Consider the following 20217-nt stretch of genomic DNA (forward strand, 5'->3'; position numbering starts at 1 on the left):
AAGCCAATCGCCTGCGAAAACTGTGTCGCAGGGGTTGGATATGCGTGGGGTGGTTTCGCCATTCCTACATCTCCGTGCGCGGGCCATATGCATGGCGTTCGCGCAAAATATGATCATTGTTGCGCAGGCGTTCCATGGCTTTGCCATAGACTGTGTCTGGCGCATATTGACCATCTGTCCGGTCACCTGTTGCCATCCCGGTCAGAAGCTCAATCGCATCATTGATGTGTTCCACGGTCCAGATGTTGAATTTGCCCTGGCGAATGGCCTGAACGACTTCTTCGCGCAGAACTACGTTTTCCGCATTGGCCGAGGGAATAATCACGCCCTGATCACCGGTAAAGCCCTGATCAGCGCAAATGCGATAGAACCCTTCGATCTTGTGGGAAATACCGCCGACCGGCTGCGCCTGACCAAACTGGTTCATCGACCCCGTAATGCCGACATTCTGGCGCATTGGGATGTTTGAAACAGCGGAAATGATGGCGCAAAGTTCCGCCATCGAGGCAGAATCGCCTTCGATCCCGCCATAGTTCTGTTCGAACGTAACGTTACAGGCGAATGAGAGCGGAAAATCCTGCGCAAAGCGCGATTTCAGGAAGCCTTCGATGATCATCACAGACTTTTGCTGCAATGGGCCGGACATATCGACCATGCGTTCGATGTTTAGAACGCCGAGGCTACCGACATAGGACCGTGCCGATACGCGTGCTGGCAGGCCAAAGGCATGATCTCCATAATCGAGAACCGTCAGTGCGTTGACCTGACCAACCACGCTGCCAAAACTGTCGATCAGGATTTCGCGCCTTTGGACCCGTTCATGGGATCGGTCTTCAAGGCGTGAATTGCGATGGCGGCGTTCCTCGATCGCGCGTCGGACATCTGCGGCACGAATGGTTTCGCGGCCTTCTGCCTTGCTGAGCGCGCCGGCCTCAATCGCGACATCTTCGACCCGTTCAATCTGGGCTGTCAGCTTGTCGCGTTCACCTGCCCAACGCGCCGCCTGACCAAGCAATTGACGGATTGCACCATTATCGACCGGGATGCCGGAGCGTGACAGGGCGGATGCCCGCAGAAGCCCGGTATAGATCGAAATGTTGCGACCAGCCGCTGGCATGTCGGCATCAATATCGGCCTTCACGCGGAAATGGTTTCTGAAATCCACATCCAGCGAGAAGAAGGTATAATAAAACTTCGGCGCGCCGACGATAACCACCTTGAGGTCAAGTGGGATCGGGCGCGGTTCCGGTGCACCTGCGGTCGGTGGGCCGCCCTTGTGGGTTTCCTCGATACGAATTTCACGGTCACGCAGGGCTGCTTTCAAAAAGCCCCAGCATTCTTCGTGTTCCAGAAGGCTTTCCGCACGCAAAACAAGAACGCCGCCATTGGCGCGATGAAGGGCGCCCGGCTTGATCAGGCTGAAATGCGGATGCATGCCGCCACCCATCGGGCGGTACTGAATTTGCCCAAACAGGTTGTCGTAGCTTGGACTCGGTTCAAGCACGACATCGGGGTGGTTATCACGCGAATGATCGATCAGCAGGTTGACGGCATAGCGATCATCGACGGTTTCGGGGATCTTGCCATCACCGCTTTCGATGGCGGGTTGGTCGCTGGCTTCCTCGAACGCGTCGATATTGTCGAGAATGTCTTTTTCAAGCGCGTCGAACCATGCCTTGAGGCCGGGGCTTGTGAATTTGTCGCGCAGTTTCTTGATGCGCGGTTTCAGAACAACCTTTGCCGCCCCGCGACGCAGACTATCAAGGGTGTCGGCGATCTGTTCTTCGAGGTCGCGGGTGGAAAGCAGCGTTTTGCGGGCTTCTTCGGCGACTTCCTCAAACGCGTCTTCGGCCTCATTGCGGCGATCCTTGGGAATTTCATCAAGGGAAACCGGTTCGCCTTCCTCATTCAGCGCGACAATCATCACGCCCTTTTCGTTTTCCTGAACATCCAGACCGCGTTCACGAGCATATTCACGCAGCGCATCGAACTTTTCGCGAAGCTGCGCGCGTGCTTCTTCAGTCTGGGTCTGGGTTTCAGTCAGGTGGGCCGGGGCGTTGAAGGCCGAGGCGAAAGCTTCGCGCAGATGCGTGATCAGTGTTTCCATCGCCGCCAAAAGTTTTTGGCCCTGACCGGCCGGAAGGGCATAGGGGCGCGGCCGATTGGTGCGCGAAAAATTGTTCAGATAGACCCAGTCATCGGGGGCTTCGCGTTCTTCCATGGCCTTGTTGAGGTAATCAAGTGTCGCCGTCATGCGGCCAGCGCGATCAAGACCAAGAACAAAAATGTTGAAACCGGGTTCGGACATCGAAAGTCCGAATTTAAGAGCCTCTGCCGCGCGGTAATGCGATGAAAAATCGAATATTTTCGGCTGTTGGTCTTTGTGTGGGCTGCGAATACGGAAATGCGGGAAACCGCAATCATCTGCGTCAAGGCGGGAAACTGGCATCTGCTGACTTTCTGCTGCCCAAGATCAAGGTATCAAGCAGGGGCTTCTTGCCCCCGCAGCATATCTTGGAAGCAACGCAATCACGCGGTCAAGCGTTGCGTGCGGAAATAATTGAAATGCCAGTAAGAACCGTGACTTCGCCTCAAAATTCCACGGTCATCATGTACAAGAAAAACCTTGCGTTACATGACGACGGAATTGCCAAAATCACTGCTCTGAAGCAGGCGGTCGACGATTTGCACGCCGCGGCGCAATCTTTCGGGGGATCGTTCTGCGCCGAAGCACAGGCGCATACCCCTTGGCACGTGGCCAACAGCGAATTGCTGTGCTGCGGTCAGAAGAACGCCATTGTTGGCCGCATCCATCACCAGTTCACTGGTGTCGATATGTTCGGGAAGTTCCAGCCAGATGTGATAGTTGGTCGGGTGGAAACGGATATCATAACCCTTGAGCGTGCCAAGCACGATCGCCAGACGTTTGGCCGCTTCTTCGCGGTGCCATGCCTCGAACTGGGCAAGGCTGCCATCCATGATCATGCGTGTGACAAGTTCAAGGTTGATGGTTGAAACCATCCAGCAGGTGGACCGGATTGCACTGGCAAGTTTGCCGATCATTTCGCCCGGTGCATGGATATAACCGACACGCAAACCACCACCGATGCTTTTTGATACGCCATCAAGATAAATGCTGCGTTCCGGTGCAAAGCAAGACAGCGGGGGTGGGGCATCCGGATCAAGGAAGTGGTAAATGCCGTCTTCGATCAATGTCAGATCATATTTACGCAGGATTTCCGCAATTTCGATGCGGCGTTTCTGGCTCATGGTGCTGCATAGCGGGTTGTGCAGCGTCGGCATCAGATAAATCGCACGCGGGCTTTGTGTGCGGCACATGTTTTCCAGTGCGTCAGGCATGATGCCGTCGTCGTCCATGGCCACACCGCGCAGACGGAACTGCAACAAATTGGCAAGGCTGCGCAGGTTGGGATAGGTGAGTTCCTCGCACAGGACAAGATCGCCGGGGCGCACTGTCGCCAGCAGCGAGACTGTCATGCCATGTTGAACACCAGCCGTTGGTAAAACGCGTTCCGGATTGTCATCCAGCCCCAGTCTTCCGGCGGAAAAAGCCAATGCTTCACGCTGATGGGCAACGCCATATTCCGATTTGTACGACACCATATCGTCCGTCGACATGGTGGTCGCAACCTCAATCAGGGTCTCGCGAATGCGCCCTTCCCTTGGCGGGAGAGGGCAGTTCATCCTGAAATTGATCGGTCCGGTATCTTCGGTCTCGTTTGACTGGGAATTCGTCGATGGCGCAGTACCGGTAGATCGTGCGAGCTGGGTGAGGTTGTTGGTAAATGCCATCGGAATCGGGGCGGTGGCCGCCATATCAAGTTCCGACTGGATATTGTCGAGCACATAGGTTCCACGGCCAACTTCACCGGCCACCAGCCCCAATCTTTCCGCCTCGCGGTAGGAGCGGGTAATTGTGCCAACCGTGACGCCAAGTTGATAGGCGAGGTCGCGGTGGGTGGGCAGTCGGTCTCCGGGTTTCAGAGAGCCGTCTTTGACTGCTTTGCGGATGGCTTGCGCGATCTGTCGATAAACAGGACCGCCAGCCTCATCAAGTTTCGGGAACCATATTGTCATGGTGACAATGTTTAAATTGACACAATAATAATGTCAATGACAAAACAATATCGAGACAATTCACCGAAAGGAGATGGAAATGGTAAATTGTAACGATACAATCCAGATTCCTGGCATCAATGTCACTGAGCGCACAGTAAGCACCTCTAAACAGGCCAAGCAGCCTGTGACCTGGCGTGCCGCGATCATTGGTGTGATGATCTCTGCGGCTGAATATCTTGCCCGTCTGCAGGCGCATTCGCGCGATCGTCACGCTTTGCAAAGGCTTGATGATCATATGCTTAAGGATGTCGGGCTGACCCGATCAGATATCGAACAGGAACTGTCAAAGCCGTTCCTGTAAGGTTTCCCCCGGCGCGGCTCGCCACCGCCGCGTTTGACGGAGGCACTTTGCTCCCATTGTGCCTCCGTTCGGCGGGAAGCGGCTGTAAACGCAAATTGTCACGATTTTGATCTATCAGGGATACAATACAATGTTTAATACAGGTGAGTTGCGCGAGGCCGCGGATTTTGTGCATCAATATGTTGCGCCGACGCCGACAATTCAGTGGCCGCTGCTTGATCGCGCGACCGGATTGTCCCTGTATGTGAAACACGAAAATCATACCCGACTTGGTGCGTTCAAAATCCGGGGTGGACTGACCTTTTGTCGTTATCTCGGAAAGTCGGTTGATGTGAACCGCGGGATTATCTCGGCGACACGGGGCAACCATGGTCAAAGCCTTGCCCATGCGGCCAGCCGTTTTGGTATGCCTGCGACCATTATTGTCCCGCATGGCAATTCCGTTGAAAAGAACGCCGCCATGCGGGCCTGGGGGGCAGAGGTGATTGAACATGGTCATGACTTCCAGGAGGCAGCGGAATACGCCAAGGCACTTGCCACCAAGGAAGACCTTGTAATGGTCCCGCCGTTCCATCGGGAACTTGTGCGTGGTGTCGCGTCCTATGGGTTGGAGCTTTTTGACGCTATTTCCGGTCTGGATCGTATCTATGTGCCGGTTGGCATGGGATCCGGGATTTGTTCGATGATCACGGTGCGTGATGCGCTGGGCCTTAAGACCGAAATTATTGGTGTGGTTGCAACGGGTGCGGATGCCATACGTCAGTCATTCATGGCCGGTGAAATCATCCAGACACCAACGGCCAATACATTCGCCGACGGGGTTGCCTGTCGTAGCCCGGACCCCAGCGCGTTTGAGATCATTAAAAGCGGTGCTGCGGACATTGTTGCTGTCGATGATGAACAGATCGCGGATGCCATGCGCCTTTATTTCAGTTCGTGCCACACCATTGCCGAGGGGGCAGGTGCCGTGCCGCTGGCGGCTGCAATTGCACAGCGCGAAAGCAATATCGGCAAGAAGGTCGCCGTTGTGTTGACCGGGGCGAACATTGATCGCGCCGACTTTGCGCGCATCCTTTCAGGAGAAAACAAATGAACAGCATTTCAAATCGTTCAGATGACAGCCCCACTGTTGATGAACGTCATCTCATGTTTGATGACCTTGAAAAACTTGGCCGCATTCTTGTGGAAACAGGTGATGTCGCGCACAGCTTTATTCAGGGTGCGGATAACATGGATGTAACCTGCCGCGATTTCTCTGCCTTTGACCCCTCGCGCCCCATGCCGGGGCAGGGACGCGGTGCGCTTGATGCGTTGCGGGCAGCGAAGGAAGAAATTCTGCCGCTGCTCGCCGCATCAATTGGTCCTCGTTATCTTGGATTTGTTACCGGCGGCACGACGCCAGCCGCCCTTGTCGGCGATTGGCTTGTCAGTGCAATTGATCAGAATGCCACCGGACCGGAAGGATCGGTCAATGCCGCGGTTGAAGAACAGGTCATCAACTGGTTGTGTGAACTGGGTGGTGTGCCGTCAGATACGTTTGATGGTGTTTTGACGACCGGTGCAACGGTATCAAACCTTTTGGGGCTGGTTGCGGCCCGCCAGTGGTGTGGTGAACAGATTGGTGTGAATGTCGATGCCGATGGTGCAAGCGTTCTGCCAGATCTTGAGATTTTTGCCGCGAGTCCGCACGCCAGCATGATCAAGGATTTGTCGGTTGCCGGCATTGGTCGTAACAGCTTTACCAAGGTCGCAACCACGCCGGGATCGGAAGAAACCGATATTGCCGACCTCAAGGCCAAGCTTGTGGCCAGTGACGCGCGCGCCAAGATCGTTATTGCGTCGGCCGGGACGGTGAACGCGACCGATTTCGATAACCTTGATGCGATTGCCGATTTGTGTCGTGAATTCGGCGCATGGCTTCATATCGATGCCGCGTTTGGCTTTTTCGCTGCCCTGGATGATCGTCGTGCCCACCTTACTAGGGGAATAGCGCGCGCGGACTCCATCACATCAGACGGGCATAAGTGGCTCAATGTCCCGTATGATTGCGGGATTTTCCTGACCCGTCATATTTCGGTGCTGGAGACATGCTGTCGCGCCTTCGCGCCGTATCTCGATACCAAGGCGGACGGGAATAGCTATATCAATCGCGGGGTCGAAAATTCCAGACGCTTCCGCGCGTTGCCGCTTTGGATGGCGATGACGGCTTATGGTCGCGACGGAATTGCATCCATCATCCGGGCAAACTGCGATCAGGCGGCAAACTTGGCCGCGTGGATTCGCATTCATGAGAAGCTCGAACTACTGCGTGAACCCAAACTCAATGTGACAATGTTCGCATCGCGTGGAACTGATGACGAGAATCGGGCATTGCTCCAGCGTATCAAAGAAACCGGCAAGGTTTTCCTGACACCGACGGTTTATGGCGGTCGTTTCGGATTCCGCGCGGCATTCAGCAACTGGCGGACCCGCGACGAAGATCTTGTGGTCGTCAAGCAGGCCATTCAAACGGCCTTGTAAAGGCGAACCCAAATCATCGATAACCCATGCGATGTATCGACTTGTACATCAAACATATGCCGAGTTCAGGATAAGACGATGACGACCCAAACCCTGCCGATCTATCAGATAGATGCCTTCACCGATGTTTTGTTTGCCGGCAATCCGGCGGCGGTTGTGCCGTTATCGGACTGGTTGCCTGATGACGTGCTGCAAAAAATCGCGATGGAAAACAATCTCTCGGAAACGGCCTTTTTCGTACCAAATGCCGGTGACGAGGCCGATTTTCATATTCGTTGGTTTACGCCGACCGTCGAGGTGCCGCTGTGTGGCCACGCGACGCTTGCAAGTGCATTTGTGATTTTCAATCGGCTTGGTTTTGAGGGCGATCTGATCAAGTTGCAAAGCCAAAGCGGCGTTTTGACCGCCCGGCGCGAAGGTGATGCGATTGTCCTGAACTTCCCGAAACAACCGATCAAGCGTGAAACTGTCTCTGAGGAGGTGGTTGAGGCGCTTGGCGGAGTTAAGCCCGCCGAGACATTTGGCGTGGTAAGCCGTGATACCGACATTGTGATTGTCTATGATGACGCTGCCATTGTGCGAAATATGCGCCCGGATATGTCGGCGTTGGGCAAATTGGCGGGGCGCGGTGTGATTGTTACGGCACCCAGCGATAAAACCGGACTTGATATGATTTCACGTTATTTCCTGCCAGCACTAGGCATCAATGAAGATCCGGTCACCGGTTATATGCACTGTGTCGTTGGGCCTTATTGGGCAGAAAAACTGGGGCAGGTCGATGTTGTCGGATATCAGGCGTCCGCGCGCGGTGGTGTGGTTGCCTGCAAAATCGACGGTGACCGTGTGCATCTCAAGGGCGAAGCTGTTCAGTACCTCAAAGGGGAAATCACGGTTCCGGCATGATTGGCCTGGCGGTGTCGGGCAATGAATTCAAAAGGGCGGGCAATCTGGTATTTGCCCGCCTTTCCTTGTTCAAGGGGCCTGTATTCTGTCTGGGGTATTCTACCGACTAATCCGCATTCGAACTGATTTGCTTTGTTTTTTTATTGACCGCGCTATAGGGCTTTCGTCTAAGTAAAAGGCAAAATGAAACGATTGTGGACAGATCTCGCCGGTGCAAAGGTGCGCGATAACCGCAAGAATGCAGGCTTTACAGGGGAAAGTTTATCGTGCTCGAAAGTGTTGTTGCCAGTTCTGCAACGCCGATGCAGATGTGGGTGGTCCTAGCACTCGTTGCCGGATCGCTTGTTCTGTATGGGTTGGAGCGCATCTCGCTCGAACTGACCAGTATTGCGCTTATCGCAACGCTTTTGCTTTTCTTTGATTTTTTCCCGCTGCTTGATGCGGATGGTGAAAACCTGATGGGGCCTGCCACGGTCATGTCGGGCTTTGCCAACCCGGCCTTGCTGACGGTGTTGTCCTTGCTGGTTGTCGGGCAGGGAATGGTTCTGACCGGGGGTGTCAGTTACATCGCCGGTCTGATTACCGAACATGGCGGTAAGAATGCCTCGATTGCGATTTTCGTCGGGTTGTTCGTTGTGATGGTATTGTCGGCCTTCCTGAATAATACGCCGGTTGTTGTTATCTTTATCCCGATTATTCAGGCACTTGCCGAGCGTATTGAACGTTCCCCATCGGCATTGATGATCCCGCTTTCCTATGCGGCGATCCTTGGCGGCATGACGACCCTGATCGGTTCATCTACCAACCTTCTGGTATCAAGTTCCCTGATCGAACTCGGCATGCCGGGGCTTGAATTCTTTGAGTTCACAACGATTGGCAGCGTGCTTGCCCTGACCGGCTTCGTCTATGTCCTGTTGATTGCGCCGCGCCTGCTTCCGGCGTTGGCATCCATGCGCAGCAAGCTTGCGAATCCCGATAGCAGCGGCAAGCAGTTCATTGCACAGATCACTGTTGGGCCAGCGGCCAACATGATCGGCACAAAGCCGGTGGCCGGGTTCTTCAAGAACCTGCCAAATATCACCGTTCAGATGATTGTTCGGCGCGAACATGCTGAACTGCCGCCGTTTGAAGATGATATGGAAATCCAGGCGGGCGACGTTCTGGTGGTTGCCGCCACCCGCAAGGCACTGACCGAAGCCCTGCAAAAGGATCCGGGATTGTTGCATTCAGACGCCGCCGCCGTTGGTGCAGACGGTGACGAAACCCCGCAGAAATCCACGCAGTTGCTGGCCGAAGTCATGTTGCCGCCGGGGTCGCGCCTGATTGGTTTCAACCTTGAACAGATCGGTTTCCGCTATCAGTACAAGTGCCTTGTGCTTGGTATCCAGCGTCGTTCGCGCATGATCCGAAGCCAGATGACCGAGATCCGGCTTGAGGCCGGGGACGTTTTGCTGGTGCAAGGACGATCAGAGGATGTCGAGGCCCTTCGCACCATCCGCGACGTTGTGTTGCTTGAATGGTCGACGAGAACCTTGCCCCGTCCATTCCATGCGCGTCGGGCTGCGGCCATTTTCCTGGGCGTTATTGCGCTTGCTGCGACCGGTGTCGTGCCGATCATGGTTTCAAGCTTTATTGGTGCCGGATTGATGATCGCATCCGGCGCGCTTAATTTGCGTCAGGCATCGCGCGCAATTGATCGCAAGATTGTTTTGCTCGTTGCCGCTGCACTTGCCCTTGGTAATGCGTTGCAGTTGACCGGCGGCGCGGAATTCGTTGCTGATCAGTTGTTGGCCGCAACCCGCGGGGCACCCGCACCAGTTATTTTGTCGCTGTTCTTCCTGATTGTGGCGGGCTTTACCAACGTTCTGTCCAACAATGCCTGTGCGGTTCTGTTTACACCCATCGGCATTGGCATGGCCCAGCAACTGGGCGTGGAGCCACATGTATTTGCGATCGCGGTGGTGATGGCGGCCAACTGTTCGTTTGCTTCGCCAGTCGGGTATCAAACCAACCTTCTTGTCATGGGGCCGGGACACTATCGGTTTATCGACTTCCTGAAGGCAGGGACGCCGCTGATCATCATTCTTTGGATTGCGTTCAGCCTGTTTGCGCCTTGGTATTACGACATCCCGTTCTAAGGCGAATAAACCATCGAATGAATGTTTGCAGCGGTTCGTTTCAGCCATGCAAAAATGGCTGTCATGTCTGTGTGGAAGGCGTTTGACTTTTGCCTTTGGGGCAATAGGATCGGGTCGCTTGAATATTCTAAACCAACCTGCATTGGTTATCCTTCTTTCTCAGGAACTTACAGATGGCCCAGACTGCCGTACTTGCAAAGCCGACCATTCGTCCAACCAGCCCGAATTTTTCGTCGGGTCCGTGCAAAAAACGCCCGGGTTGGTCCGCAGACGCATTGCAGACGGAGATCCTTGGCCGTTCACATCGATCCAAGCTGGGTAAGCAGCGCCTTGAAGAGGTGATTGACCGTTCACGCGCAATTTTGAACCTGCCAGAAGATTATCTGTTGGGTGTGGTTCCGGCATCCGATACCGGTGCCGTTGAGATGGCGCTTTGGTCGATGCTGGGTGCACGTGGTGTTGATATGCTGGCGTGGGAAAGCTTCGGGGCGACCTGGGTCACCGATGTGATCAAGCAGCTCAAGCTTGATGATGTACGCACCCTTGAAGCCGATTATGGCGAACTGCCGGATCTGGCATCGGTTGATTTTGATCGCGATGTTGTCTTTACCTGGAACGGCACGACGGCCGGTGTTCGCGTGCCCAATGGCGACTGGATTGCCGACGACCGCAAGGGTTTGACCATTTGCGACGCGACCTCGGCCATCTTTGCCATGGAACTGCCGTGGGACAAGCTCGATGTCGTGACCTATAGCTGGCAGAAGGTTCTGGGCGGCGAGGGTGGTCACGGCATCATTATCCTGAGCCCGCGTGCCGTTGAGCGCCTTAAAAGCTACACGCCGTCATGGCCAATGCCGAAAATCTTCCGCATGACCAAGGGCGGCAAGCTGATTGATGGCATTTTCCGCGGTGAAACCATCAATACGCCATCGATGTTGGTTGTCGAAGATGCGATTGATGCCTTGAAATGGGCCGAAGAGATTGGTGGCCTTGAAGGGCTTTTGAAGCGTACCCGTGCAAGCCGGGCGCATCTTGATGCGTGGCTTGCCAGCAGCGACTGGGCCGCCGACCTTGCCGAGGATCCGGCAACTGGCTCAAACACCTCGATGTGCATCAAGATTGTCGATCCATGGGCGCTTGGTCTGTCTGCCGATCAGCAAGCTTTGCTGCCGAAAAAGATTTCGCAGCTTCTTGAAGCGGAAAATGTCGCACTTGATATCAACGGGTATCGTGATGCACCTCCGGGACTGCGTATTTGGGGTGGTGCAACCGTTGAGCCCAGCGATATCAAGGCTTTGCTGCCTTGGTTGGATTGGGCATATGCGGTGGTAAAAGCCGAATTTTCGGCCAACTAGGAAATAATTCGTACGTATTATTTGCGTTACAGGGTTTTTCCCCGTTGCTCTGTCCGGCACAACGCGGTAGTAACCGCTACCGGATAGTGAGCCCTGAGCGTTGCTCGGGATGTTATCAATTTAAATCTGCGCGCCTCGTCCGGGAAAGCACACAAAATGACCGAACTTGCCAGGAAAGCTCTTTTGCCCGCCGGCCTGCAGGATGTCCTGCCAGGAACCGCTGCACGGGAAGCTGAAATCCGTGAAAAGCTGATGGCCAGTCTGGCACATGCAGGCTATGACCGCGTGAAAACCCCGTTGGTCGAGTTCGAAGAAAGCCTGCTTGAAGGTGCTGCACCGGAATTGTCGACCCAGACGTTCCGTTTGATGGACCCTGAGTCCCGCCGCATGATGGGCGTTCGTTCCGATATGACACCCCAGGTCGGACGCATTGCAGCGACCCGTCTGGTTGATGCGCCGCGTCCTCTGCGTCTTTCGTATTCCGGCGATGTCCTGCGGATCAAGGGATCGCATCTGCGCCCTGAACGCCAGTTCGCACAGGTCGGTGCCGAGTTGATCGGTGTGTCGAGTGCAGCGGCTGATACCGAGATTGTTCTGCTCGCACTCGAAGCTTTGGAAAGCATCGGTTTGCCGGATGTTTCGGTTGACCTTAATTTGCCAACACTCCCGGTTCGTCTTTTCGATGCCTTTGGTGTGTCGCGCGATGACCGTGAAGTACTGACCGAGGCGCTTGAACGTCGTGATGTCGCAGCCCTTCGTGCTGCTGATGGCAAAGTTACCGGTGTTCTGGTTGCCTTGCTTGAGGCCGCTGGCCCGGCGCAGTCCGCTTTGCCGAAACTCAAAAAACTCGAACTGCCGCTTGGTGCGTCCGAGGAACTTTATCGTCTGATCGATGTTGCTGAACGCGTTCTGGCGTCCGGCCTTGATGCTGCCCTTACCATTGATCCGGTCGAGATGGCTGGTTTCCGCTATCAGACCGGCGTCAGCTTTACACTGTTTGCACGCAACGTCCGCGGTGAAATTGGCCGTGGTGGCCGTTATCGTGCCGGTGGTGCATCGGGCGAAGCTGCAACGGGTATGTCGCTTTATATGGACAGCATTTTGCGCGGTCTTCCAGATGCTGAGCCGTTTGATCGTGTTTATCTGCCGCTTGGTACGCCACAGCGTGAAGCGCGCAAATTGCGTGCCGAAGGCCATTACACGGTTGCCGCGCTTGAAGGTGCCGCGGAGGCCAAAACCGAAGCCGCCGCCCGTATCGAAGCACAAGGCATGGGCTGCAATCATATTTATATCGGCGGTCAGGTTGTGCCGCTGAATGCCTAATCGAACGAACTTTTTATCGCGCAAGGAGTTTTGCGATGACCAATGTTGCCGTGATCGGTTCCCAGTGGGGGGACGAAGGTAAAGGCAAGATCGTCGACTGGCTGTCCGAACGGGCAGACGTTGTTGTGCGTTTCCAGGGTGGTCACAACGCCGGTCATACTTTGGTGATCGACGGAACCACTTATAAGCTGAGCCTGCTGCCGTCAGGTATCGTCCGTGAAAACAAACTTTCGGTGATTGGCAACGGCGTCGTTGTTGATCCGTGGGCGCTGCTTGCCGAAATCGGCCGCCTGAAAGAGCAGGGCGTGGACATCACCCCGGAAAACCTGCGTCTAGCGGAAAATGCCTGCCTGATCCTTCCTCTGCATGGCAATCTTGATCGTGCACGCGAAGCGGCGGCTTCGGGTGACAACAAGATCGGCACCACCGGTCGTGGCATTGGCCCGGCATATGAAGACCGCGTTGGCCGCCGTGCGATCCGCGTAGGTGATCTTGCAGACACTGATCTGCTTGAAGCCAAGGTCGAAAACCTTCTGACGCACCATAATGCACTTCTGCGTGGCCTAGGTCAGCCGGAAGTCGATGGTGCGGAACTGCTTGCGCAGCTTAAGGAAATCGCGCCGAAAATCCTGCCGTTCTCCGACACTGTCTGGAAGTCGCTTAATCAGTTCAAGGAAGCGGGCAAACGCATCCTGTTCGAAGGCGCTCAGGGCACGATGCTTGACGTTGATCACGGCACGTATCCGTTTGTGACCTCTTCGAACACTGTTTCCGGACAGGCTGCTGCCGGTTCCGGTATGGGCCCGTCGGGTGTTGGTTATGTTCTGGGTATCACCAAGGCATACACCACCCGTGTTGGTGAAGGTCCGTTCCCGTCCGAACTGTTTGATGAAGACGGCGAACGTCTTGGTCAGCGCGGTCACGAGTTCGGTGTTGTCACCGGCCGTAAGCGTCGTTGTGGCTGGTTTGATGCGGCCCTTGTCCGTCAGTCGGTCAAGGTCAACGGCATTACCGGCATTGCGCTTACCAAGCTGGATGTTCTTGATGGCTTTGATGAAATCAAGATCTGCACCGGTTATGACATTGATGGCAAAATCTATGACCATCTGCCGGCCAACCAGCGTCTGCAGGCAAAAGCCAAGCCGGTTTACGAAACCATCGACGGCTGGTCGGAAACGACCATGGGCGCTCGCAGCTGGGCCGATCTTCCGGCAACAGCGATCAAATATGTTCGCCGCATCGAAGAGCTGATTGAAGCGCCGGTTGCGCTTCTGTCAACCAGCCCGGAGCGCGATGACACCATTCTCGTGCACGATCCGTTCAGCGCCTGATTAACTGAATTTACGAACTTCGAAAGCCACCAGTTTATGACTGGTGGCTTTTTTGTTTGCAGTTGCCGGGCTTACCGTTCTTCCGTGACTGCGGCCGCGGGATAACAGCTTGCCGACAGGGGGGATCACAAGTATCGTTTTATCAACCTTTTGAGGATAGCGTTCTGAGGGTTAGGTCAGGAAGACTTTTGGCCCAAGTAAGTGCGTCACTCAGGGAATGATAACCTGTAAAGAAATATCGGGACCATGGCAGAGCAAGCAGAAGATCAGGAACAGGACGTTTCGAATGGTGCTGCGACAGGGCCGGTGATGGATGCACCGGGCGGCGGTGCACCTGCGCCTGAGGAACCCGAAGAATCCCCAGAACTTGATGGTGTTGCGATCAATGCAGGCGGCAAAAGTGTCGAGATCGGCAATTTTCGCGTCTTTCTGGATTTGCGGATGCCCGAATTCGATATGGGCCATTGCAAGGCCTATTCGGCTGACAATCTCCGCCGCGAAGAGGGCAGCGCCTTTGCGCTGGTAACCGATCCGGTTCTTCCGACCCGCCATGACCATCTGACCTTCCTGGCCGGTATGCATATGGCTGGTCAGATTGACCTTATCGATTATGAAACCGCCTATTGGCCGCCGATTGGTCGCAAGACGATGGTGCTTTTCTATGAAAAGCCGGCAGGCGGAAAGGTCGTTGCGCGCGAACACAAGAAACTCGCCATCGATGAGCATGATATTGCCACGGTTGTGGTCGAGCCGCTGATGAATGCCATGCAGGCATTCAGCGAGAAGGGGCTGGCACACCGCAATATTCGCGCCGATAACCTGTTCTTTGCCGATCCCATGCGTGAAAAGGTCGTGCTTGGCGATTGTGCCAGTGGCCCGCCCGGTTATGATCAGCCAGCGGTTTATGAGACCACGGCACGTATGAGCGCTGATCCTGCCGGTCGTGGTTCGGGCAATGCGACCGACGATTTTTACGCACTCGGCATGACATTGGCCGAGCTTGGCATTGGCCGCCAGCCACTCAAAAAGCTGAATGATCAGGAAATTATCGAGCTTAAACTGGCCAAAGGGTCGTTTCAGGCAATCGCATCACACGAGAAGCTGCCGCTTGTTCTGATTGAACCTGTTCGAGGCCTGTTGTGTGATGACCCCGAAGAACGCTGGGGCTTGGCCGAATTGAACGCATGGCTGGACGGAAGACGGACCAAACCGGTTCAGGCCAATACAGAAAAGCGGGCAGCGCGGTCTCAAAACCTGGCTGGTCGGGATTATTATACCGTGCGTTCACTGGCGCAGGGGATCGCCAAGAACTGGGTAACCGCGCTTGGCCCGTTGCGTGACAGCACGGTCGAAGTCTGGTTGCGGCGTGGCCTTGGCGATAATGATCGGGCCAAGGCGCTATCGGATGCCATGCGACAACTGCAGTGGGCCGGGACGGATAAACGGTCGGCAGAGGACGTGTTGGTTGCGCGGTCCATCCTGATTCTTGATCCGGCAGGCCCGATCCGGTTCAAGGGCTTTTCGTCGATGGTCGACGGGCTTGGTTTCATGCTGTCCTATGATGTCCAACATGGAAAGGGGCCGCAACGTTTTGCAGACGTGATCGTGCGCGATATTCCATCTTTCTGGTTTGGCCGTCAGATGGGATACAGCCCCGAGGTCCAGAGGCAACAGCAGCTATACAAGAACCTGCGCTATTACATTCAGCAGCAAAGTGCCGGTTACGGGTATGAACGCTGCCTCTATGCGACCGTGCGCAACCAGCATTGCCTGAGCCCGCTGGTCGAAGAGGAATATGTCGTCGAGATCGCAGATCTGCTGCCAGCCCTTGAAAAGGCAGCCGAAACCGCATCCGAAGAAAGCTGGCCGGTGGATCGTCATATCGCCGCCTTCATTGCCGCCCGCCTTGAGGACGATGTCGAGGGACAGTTGTTGGCGATGCAAAACCCATCTGACGAGGTCGAATATAGTCGCGCAATCATCAGCATGCTGGCGATTGTGCAATGGCGTCATGGTCCGGACAATTTGCAGAACCTGTCGCATTGGGTTGCGCGTCTGATGGAACCGGCGATCAAGGTATTCCATAGCAAGGCACGTCGTGAACGGGTCGAGACCGAGATTCCCAAACTGGCCAAACGCGGCAACCTTGTCGAGCTGTACAACCTGATCAATGACGAACAGGAACGTCGCAAGGACCAGTCAGAGTTTGTCGAGGCCGTCGCGGAATACTCCGAAGCGGAAAGCGAAGTGTTTGATCTTGAATCGTCGGGGCCGGCCCGTATGGAGCTGGCCGAAAAGGTCGGGCAACAGGCGGCTGCTTTCGCGTCCACCATGATCGCACTACTGACAGTGTCCGCGCTGTTCTTGATGCATATCTTTTAAGGGATCGCCATGGCAAAGGGTAAACGAGCAGGCACAAAAAAGGGCGGTCGCAGCGCATTTTCCGGCTTGTCGGTTATTGCATCCGCCGTGCTGCTGTTCATGGTCGCACTTCCCACCTTTATCACGTTGACGGTCGGGCTGTTGCCATCACTTGTGGCCTTTATCTTTGATCGCAGCGCGGGCAGGACGATGGCGCGGTGTGTCTTCGGCCTGAACTTTTCAGGGGTTGCGCCCTATATTCTGGAAGTCTGGATGCAGCCATCGCAAACGGTTGGCGGGGCAACGCAGGCCGTTTTCCAGCCGCTGGCGCTGTCGATCATGTATGGGGCAGCTGGCCTTGGTTGGCTTCTATACCTTGCCATGCCGCCAATTGTTGCCAATGTCCTGAATCTGGCAGCCCAGCGTCGTGTCAGTGAATTACGCAAGAAGCAGCGCGGACTTATCAAAACCTGGGGCGATAGTCTGATTAAGGAAGTCGACAGGTCGGGAAACTGATCCTTTGCCAATCGACTAGAAAATACTGTGCCAAAAAGAAAGCGGCGGACAATGTCCGCCGCAAGTTGTTTCAGAAGGGACGCAAAGCAGGCAGTATTAGTGGGGCAGGTCCGTATGGATCGATTTGCGGACCTTTTCAAAGGCGCGTACTTCGATCTGACGAATGCGCTCGCGTGAGATGCCATAGGCAAGGCTCAGGTTTTCAAGCGTGACCGGGCTTTCAAGCAGGCGGCGCTGCGTCAGAATATCGCGCTCACGATCATTGAGATGCGACATCGCGTTTTTGAGCATGCTCATGCGCTGCAGGAATTCTTCACGTTTGCCATAGAGGGTTTCCTGATCTTCGTCATCGCTTTCGATCCAGTCGACCCATTCACCGTCGCCCTCAATACGGACCGGCGCATTCAGTGAGTGATCTGGACCGGCCAGGCGGCGGTTCATCATCACAACGTCATCTTCGGACACATTGAGTTTGGTTGCGATCAGTTCGACCTGTTCAGGTTGAAGGTCGCCTTCATCAATTGCCTGCATCTGGCTTTTGAGTTTGCGCAGGTTGAAGAACAGCTTTTTCTGTGCGGCAGTCGTACCCATTTTCACAAGCGACCATGAATGCAGGATGTATTCCTGGATGGCGGCGCGGATCCACCACATTGCATATGTCGCAAGGCGGAAGCCCTTGTCCGGGTCAAAGCGTTTTACCGATTGCAGCAGGCCGACATTGCCCTCGGAAATAAGCTCGTTGATCGGCAGGCCATAACCGCGGTAACTCATCGCGATCTTGGCGACCAGGCGCAAGTGGCTGGTAATCAGTTTTTCAGCAGATTTATCGCAATCCTTGTCCCGGAAATTGCAGGCATAGGTCGTCTCCTGTTCCGGGGTAAGCATCGGGTAGCGGCGTATACGTTGAAGGTATACCGTGAGACCATCTTGAGAGATAGTTGGAAGAGCGTTTCCTTGCTTCATCAAAGCCTCCCGTATTGCTTTCTAAAAGTGCATTTTACCCCTTGCACTTTTTAGGAGCTTATACGGGAGTATTAGAAACCGTCAATGGAAAATTAGACAGTAAGGCTAGTATCAACTATTCAAAGGTATAGTTTTAGGGCCTTTATCAGTGCCAAAAGGTCACCTGGTATAGGTGCCTCTGTGGATATATAGGCACCGGTGCGAGGGTGCAGAAATCCTAACGTTCGGGCATGCAGCGCCTGTTTGTTGAATGCGTTCAAAATCTGTTGCGCTTCTAGGTTGAGTTTGCCAGCTGGTCTGTTTCGGCTGTAAACCGGATCACATACAAGTGCGTGCCCGATATGGTTCATATGAACACGAATTTGATGCGTCCGTCCGGTTGCAAGGCGGCATTCAACAAGGGACGCCAACGAGTCGTCGCGAGTTTGCAGAGTCTTGTAGTGTGTGAGGGCATATTTCCCCCCTTTTTTGACCACCGCCATCTTTTTCCGATTGCGCGGGCTGCGGCCAATATTGCCTTCGATATCACCTGAGCGGGGGCGGGGAACACCCCACACGACCGCAAGGTAGGCGCGCTCGATGTTTTCCTTGTCCTCGGCAAACAGGTTTGAAAGGGCGCGATGGGCTTCATCGTTCTTGGCGACCACCATTGCGCCGCTGGTGTCCTTGTCCAGCCTGTGCACGATCCCCGGGCGTTTAACCCCGCCAATACCCGAAAGACTGTCCCCGCAATGGGCCAGAAGCGCATTCACAAGTGTTCCACTTTCATTGCCGGCTGCGGGATGAACAACCATGCCAGCGGGCTTGTTGATCACCAGCAGGTCTTCATCTTCAAAAAGCACATCAAGTTTGATGTCTTCGGGCGTCGGTTCGGCCATTTCCGGTTCGGGAACACTCAGATCAAAAACATCGCCAGCCTTGACCTTGGCAGACATCTTGGCTGCAGGCGTGCCATTGACACAAAGCTGACCGTCTTCGATCAAGGCCTTGATCCGCGAACGCGACTGATTGGGCCAGGCGGTCGCCAACACCTTATCAAGGCGGGCACCTTCGTCCTGGTCTGTCGCGGTATAGGTCAGGTTTTCAGACATCGTTTGCTATTGGCATGGTTTGATTGGGTGACTGTAATGATGCATGTGTTCGCCGCTTTTAGCGCTTTGTCCGGCGATTGCAACGAATTGCGACAACTTGCTTCATTTGCGTTGTTGCCTTGCAATTGATCGTGCTTGTCGCTATGGCCTTGAAACAGGGTACGTATGATCGCGCGTGTGGCGAGCATGCAGGTTTCATCAAACTTTGTCAGTTGGAAATACGATGCGTGTAGTTAAGGCTCTGGTCGCGTTCATGGGCGTTCTGATCGTGGTGGGTATCGGACTTGTCGTCTATGGCCTGTCGCTTGACAAGAATGCCTCAGACACAAGTGTCGAGGAGAATACACCAACGGTGACGCCGTCCGTGCCGTTTGCAGGTGGCGATAATGCGGCCGCGCAAGGTGCTCTTGGCGCGTTCGGTGATGTCGTTATCGACCTTGAAGACGGTGAACGTCTTGTTGGCTATTCTGTCGATGGTTCGCAGGCAACGCTCCATATCGAAGGTCGAAACGGTGATAGAGCGCGTATTGTTATTGTTTCCTTAAGCGAAAAGAAGGTCCTTGGGCGTATCCTGTTGCAACAGGCCGCGCAGTAGTCTGAAAGCACAGGGGTGCGTGCAGTGATGGCAAACGGGCAGGGGATCGCAAACAACAGCTCATCAGGCGGCGATGATCAGACCCACATCGCACTTGGCAAGGCGCTTCTCGAAGAAATACGCGATTTTGCCGCTGTTAAATGGCCGGAAGAAGCCTGCGGCCTTCTGATTGCCGCCATCGATACCCCGAACCGGATCGACCGTGTGGTGTTTGCGCGCAACGTTGCGGAAGATCCGCTGACCACGTTTGAAATTGATCCGCAAACCTTGATCGATGCGCATCGCACAGCGCGGCAAAACCGGGAGCAGGTTGTGGGATGTTTTCATTCCCACCCCAATGGCAAGGCCCTGCCATCGCCGACAGATCGCGCACGCGCTGATGAAAATGGTTTTCTGTGGCTGATCATTGCCACCGAACATAATCGCGCAGGCGACAGCGGCCTTTATCGCATCATTCACCAATCAACCGCCGACGCGGCAGAGCAATCTGAACTGCGCTATTTCCGGCGCTGCCAGATTGTTGACCGCTAAGCTCTCGCAAGGCGCTCTGGTTTAACCTTCCAGTGCTTCGACAATCTGCTGTGGCGACAGGGTCCCAATCGCAGTGTCTTGGGCATCACGCACCGTCATTGACGTGCCATTGGCTAGTGCAACAGGCAGGATATCGGCAAGACGTGCAT

At 54.9% G+C, this 20217-nt stretch carries 16 protein-coding genes; 12 read left to right on the forward strand and 4 right to left on the reverse strand.

Going from position 1 to position 20217, the window contains the following annotated elements; genetic code table 11:
- Positions 1–64 precede the first annotated feature (64 nt).
- Positions 65–2449, reverse strand: coding sequence for an ATP-binding protein (locus B2T33_RS12455; RefSeq protein ID WP_286792162.1), 2385 nt, complete (start codon positions 2447–2449; stop codon positions 65–67).
- Positions 2450–2631: 182 nt separating this feature from the next.
- Positions 2632–4098 carry a PLP-dependent aminotransferase family protein gene (locus tag B2T33_RS12460; protein ID WP_197145054.1) on the reverse strand — a complete coding sequence of 489 codons (1467 nt, stop codon included), beginning with the start codon at positions 4096–4098 and terminating at the stop codon, positions 2632–2634.
- 79 nt (positions 4099–4177) lie between these two features.
- Here B2T33_RS12460 and B2T33_RS12465 point away from each other — a divergent pair, with 79 nt between their 5' ends.
- The 10 genes from B2T33_RS12465 to B2T33_RS12510 all read left to right on the forward strand — a co-directional run bounded on the left by B2T33_RS12465 (position 4178) and on the right by B2T33_RS12510 (position 16888).
- A complete protein-coding gene (locus B2T33_RS12465) occupies positions 4178–4441 on the forward strand; it encodes a DUF1127 domain-containing protein (RefSeq protein ID WP_197145053.1) in 264 nt (87 codons plus the stop codon).
- 130 nt (positions 4442–4571) lie between these two features.
- Positions 4572–5534, forward strand: a complete 963-nt coding sequence (locus tag B2T33_RS12470) for a threonine dehydratase (protein WP_197145052.1) — start codon at positions 4572–4574, stop codon at positions 5532–5534.
- A complete protein-coding gene (locus tag B2T33_RS12475; protein WP_286792166.1) occupies positions 5531–6961 on the forward strand; it encodes a pyridoxal phosphate-dependent decarboxylase family protein in 1431 nt (476 codons plus the stop codon). Before B2T33_RS12470 ends, B2T33_RS12475 begins: the two co-directional genes overlap by 4 nt.
- 78 nt (positions 6962–7039) lie before the next feature.
- Positions 7040–7864: a PhzF family phenazine biosynthesis protein gene (locus B2T33_RS12480; protein ID WP_197145050.1), complete on the forward strand. Its 825-nt coding sequence runs from the start codon at positions 7040–7042 to the stop codon at positions 7862–7864.
- A 266-nt stretch (positions 7865–8130) separates the two neighbouring features.
- Positions 8131–10002: an SLC13 family permease gene (locus tag B2T33_RS12485; RefSeq protein ID WP_008890832.1), complete on the forward strand. Its 1872-nt coding sequence runs from the start codon at positions 8131–8133 to the stop codon at positions 10000–10002.
- Between the two features lie 173 nt (positions 10003–10175).
- Positions 10176–11357: a phosphoserine transaminase gene (locus B2T33_RS12490; protein WP_286792170.1), complete on the forward strand. Its 1182-nt coding sequence runs from the start codon at positions 10176–10178 to the stop codon at positions 11355–11357.
- A 156-nt stretch (positions 11358–11513) separates the two neighbouring features.
- Positions 11514–12680, forward strand: coding sequence for an ATP phosphoribosyltransferase regulatory subunit (locus tag B2T33_RS12495; RefSeq protein WP_286792172.1), 1167 nt, complete (start codon positions 11514–11516; stop codon positions 12678–12680).
- A gap of 35 nt (positions 12681–12715) precedes the next feature.
- Complete coding sequence (locus B2T33_RS12500; RefSeq protein ID WP_063089905.1) at positions 12716–14011, forward strand: adenylosuccinate synthase; 1296 nt, start codon at positions 12716–12718, stop codon at positions 14009–14011.
- A gap of 246 nt (positions 14012–14257) precedes the next feature.
- Positions 14258–16393: a protein kinase family protein gene (locus tag B2T33_RS12505; protein WP_064780871.1), complete on the forward strand. Its 2136-nt coding sequence runs from the start codon at positions 14258–14260 to the stop codon at positions 16391–16393.
- 9 nt (positions 16394–16402) lie between these two features.
- Positions 16403–16888, forward strand: coding sequence for a hypothetical protein (locus B2T33_RS12510; protein ID WP_063089899.1), 486 nt, complete (start codon positions 16403–16405; stop codon positions 16886–16888).
- A 96-nt stretch (positions 16889–16984) separates the two neighbouring features.
- Here the strand turns inward: B2T33_RS12510 and rpoH are convergent, their stop codons facing one another.
- A complete protein-coding gene (rpoH, locus tag B2T33_RS12515; RefSeq protein ID WP_040823769.1) occupies positions 16985–17851 on the reverse strand; it encodes an RNA polymerase sigma factor RpoH in 867 nt (288 codons plus the stop codon).
- Positions 17852–17970: 119 nt separating this feature from the next.
- Complete coding sequence (locus tag B2T33_RS12520; RefSeq protein ID WP_286792177.1) at positions 17971–18942, reverse strand: RluA family pseudouridine synthase; 972 nt, start codon at positions 18940–18942, stop codon at positions 17971–17973.
- Positions 18943–19165: 223 nt separating this feature from the next.
- Here B2T33_RS12520 and B2T33_RS12525 point away from each other — a divergent pair, with 223 nt between their 5' ends.
- Both B2T33_RS12525 and B2T33_RS12530 read left to right on the forward strand, forming a co-directional pair.
- Complete coding sequence (locus B2T33_RS12525) at positions 19166–19537, forward strand: hypothetical protein (protein WP_286792180.1); 372 nt, start codon at positions 19166–19168, stop codon at positions 19535–19537.
- A gap of 27 nt (positions 19538–19564) precedes the next feature.
- Positions 19565–20068 (forward strand): M67 family metallopeptidase, encoded by a 504-nt coding sequence (locus tag B2T33_RS12530; RefSeq protein WP_286792182.1) that lies wholly within the window; start codon positions 19565–19567, stop codon positions 20066–20068.
- Positions 20069–20217 lie beyond the last annotated feature (149 nt).

The sequence above is a fragment of the Thalassospira sp. UBA4513 genome, from assembly GCF_002388495.1.
Taxonomy (GTDB): domain Bacteria; phylum Pseudomonadota; class Alphaproteobacteria; order Rhodospirillales; family Thalassospiraceae; genus Thalassospira; species Thalassospira tepidiphila.

Bases quoted from the DNA above. Each gene is read 5' to 3' on its own strand.
- B2T33_RS12490 (WP_286792170.1), top strand. From the start codon at position 10,176: ATGGCCCAGACTGCCGTACTTGCAAAGCCGACCATTCGTCCAACCAGC.
- B2T33_RS12470 (WP_197145052.1), top strand. From the start codon at position 4,572: ATGTTTAATACAGGTGAGTTGCGCGAGGCCGCGGATTTTGTGCATCAA.
- B2T33_RS12495 (WP_286792172.1), top strand. From the start codon at position 11,514: ATGACCGAACTTGCCAGGAAAGCTCTTTTGCCCGCCGGCCTGCAGGAT.
- rpoH (WP_040823769.1), bottom strand. From the start codon at position 17,851: ATGAAGCAAGGAAACGCTCTTCCAACTATCTCTCAAGATGGTCTCACG.
- B2T33_RS12480 (WP_197145050.1), top strand. From the start codon at position 7,040: ATGACGACCCAAACCCTGCCGATCTATCAGATAGATGCCTTCACCGAT.
- B2T33_RS12460 (WP_197145054.1), bottom strand. From the start codon at position 4,098: ATGACAATATGGTTCCCGAAACTTGATGAGGCTGGCGGTCCTGTTTAT.
- B2T33_RS12525 (WP_286792180.1), top strand. From the start codon at position 19,166: ATGCGTGTAGTTAAGGCTCTGGTCGCGTTCATGGGCGTTCTGATCGTG.
- B2T33_RS12510 (WP_063089899.1), top strand. From the start codon at position 16,403: ATGGCAAAGGGTAAACGAGCAGGCACAAAAAAGGGCGGTCGCAGCGCA.
- B2T33_RS12505 (WP_064780871.1), top strand. From the start codon at position 14,258: ATGGCAGAGCAAGCAGAAGATCAGGAACAGGACGTTTCGAATGGTGCT.
- B2T33_RS12520 (WP_286792177.1), bottom strand. From the start codon at position 18,942: ATGTCTGAAAACCTGACCTATACCGCGACAGACCAGGACGAAGGTGCC.
- B2T33_RS12475 (WP_286792166.1), top strand. From the start codon at position 5,531: ATGAACAGCATTTCAAATCGTTCAGATGACAGCCCCACTGTTGATGAA.
- B2T33_RS12455 (WP_286792162.1), bottom strand. From the start codon at position 2,449: ATGCCAGTTTCCCGCCTTGACGCAGATGATTGCGGTTTCCCGCATTTC.
- B2T33_RS12500 (WP_063089905.1), top strand. From the start codon at position 12,716: ATGACCAATGTTGCCGTGATCGGTTCCCAGTGGGGGGACGAAGGTAAA.
- B2T33_RS12465 (WP_197145053.1), top strand. From the start codon at position 4,178: ATGGTAAATTGTAACGATACAATCCAGATTCCTGGCATCAATGTCACT.
- B2T33_RS12530 (WP_286792182.1), top strand. From the start codon at position 19,565: ATGGCAAACGGGCAGGGGATCGCAAACAACAGCTCATCAGGCGGCGAT.